The organism is Proteus sp. Marseille-Q3619, from assembly GCF_965283115.1.
Genome location: NZ_CBDIMP010000005.1, coordinates 1 through 2193, shown reverse-complemented (window position 1 = coordinate 2193; position 2193 = coordinate 1). Strand labels below are relative to the sequence as shown.

At 28.9% G+C, this 2193-nt stretch carries 1 protein-coding gene; it reads left to right on the top strand.

The features are described 5' to 3' along the window. Nucleotides 1–141: 141 nt before the first annotated feature. The coding region (locus ACWPWK_RS18990; protein ID WP_454209243.1) for a Tc toxin subunit A at nt 142–2193 on the top strand (2052 nt) is incomplete at its 3' end.

Here is a 2193-nt window from a genome sequence, read left to right as displayed (position 1 = left end):
CCGACAAAGAATAAAAAAACTCAATAACAGATTATAAAAAATTCAATTTTCAATTTTTATTTTCTTGATATTTTAATTTTCGAGATGAAACGACATTTCATTCTCTGAATTTTAAATTAACTTATATTAGGAAAATATTTAATGAAAAACATTAATACACTTTTAACGAAAATGAATTCTGATGCAGTAGAAAATATCACGTTAAATGATCTAGCTCCCTTATCACTTCATGAAATTCACGCGCTGAGTGAAGAGAAACTTAGTTGGCATGAAGCAAAAACATTATATAAAGAAGCCCAAGAAGCCGCAAAAATTAATAAGCTTAATGAAGCTCATCATTTAGCACGTAATAACCCACAAGTGCAAAATGCCGTGGCGTTAGGTGTTCAACAACAATCAGTACAAAGCCGAGCATTAGGTGATTGGATCCCTGAAAAAGGGGATCTATTTGTCGATAGTAAATCTGTGGCATCGATGTTTTCACCCGCAGGTTACTTAACTGAACTTTATCGTGAAGCAAAAGCCTTAGATGCAGAAAATTCAATTTATCACTTGGATAAACGTCGCCCTGATTTAGCGCAATTAGTGTTATCTCAAGATAATATGGATAAAGAAGTTTCTACCCTCTCTTTATCAAATCAAATTATAACCACAGCATTGCAAAGTAAATTAGGTAGTGGTAAAGATCTATTTCAAGAGCTAGCAACAAACCGCGTAATGGGCGAAAATCCTTATCATCGACCTTATGAAACTATTCGACAAACATTATTATTACGTGATGGCTTGGTTGATAAATTGGTAAAAGCTAAAGGTCATCTGGATATTTTAGATACAGAATGGATCTCAACGATTAGCTCATCTATTTCTCCTGAATTATATGCTATTTTAACAGAGGTAATCTCTGATGATAATATTGATGAACTAATAGAGAAAAATTTTGGCAATAAGGAAATTAGTTTAAGAAATAATTTAAAATTACTATCAGAATATTATTCTGTTCCAGAAGAAGACATATCACTATTATTTAATATACTTAAAGAGGATAATGAATTATCTTCAAAAGATATGTTGTTCTTAAATAAGATTATTCGCTTGCATAAAGCAACGGGGATCTCTTTTGATAATCTAATTATTTTAATTAAAACAAAAAATAATGATAATAATATTGATTCTGAGGTTATCCGTTCTATTCTTCATGTTCAATATATTATGGAGAAATACAATATTAATGTTGAGCAATCTATAGTACTTAATAGTGCTAATATTAATCAATACACATTGAATAACTCTTCATCGCTATTTGATGTTTTATTTAATTCCCCTCCATTAGGCGAAAATAAATTTATTGCAGATAATAAAGCACTTGATTTTAATTCATCATCTCCAGATGATATTATGCGTATTAATACCTTAAAACGCGCATTTCATGTCGATGATATTGGCATTGTCGCTATGTGGAAATTAGCTTTTGGCAAGCCAACTGAATTTACTTGTTCTATAGAAAATATATCACTTTTATATCGAGTGTATTTATTAGCAACGGTACATGATCTAGATATTTATTCTCTTTCTTTATTACTTGATATGTTACCTGAACCTTTCAATAAACCCATTAATAAACAATCTTTATCAGATGATGCAGGTAATTTAATTTATACAATAGATAATTATTGCAAGTTTATTAAAGAGTATAAATTGAATATTTCAGAACTATATTTAATGACAGCTAAACAATATGATTTGACTTATACAGAAAAAATGGAAAATCTCTTTAATGAGTTAATGAATTTTAATGTAGATGAATTCACTGAACGGGCAATTATTCCGTGCTATTTGCCTATACTAAGTTACCATTTATCCTTTCCTTCTTTAAGTGTTGCCAATGCTGTATGGAAATATCTCGATAGTAACGGGACATTAAATTTATCTATTGATGATTTTAGAGACTTGGTAAGACAGGATGATAAAACATTAGAAGATAAAAATAAACTTGTTACTTATATACAAATGTTGTGTCAAATAATTTCTATATTTACTAAGTTAGGATTAAATGAAAATGAAATATATATATTGGGAGAAAAACGTTTACTTAATTATGAATCTGTCCTTCCTAATATCGAATCAATAAAAGATATATCTGAATTCCATCGTTTCTATTTAGATAAAATAAATAATAAAGATGAGCTAATTAAC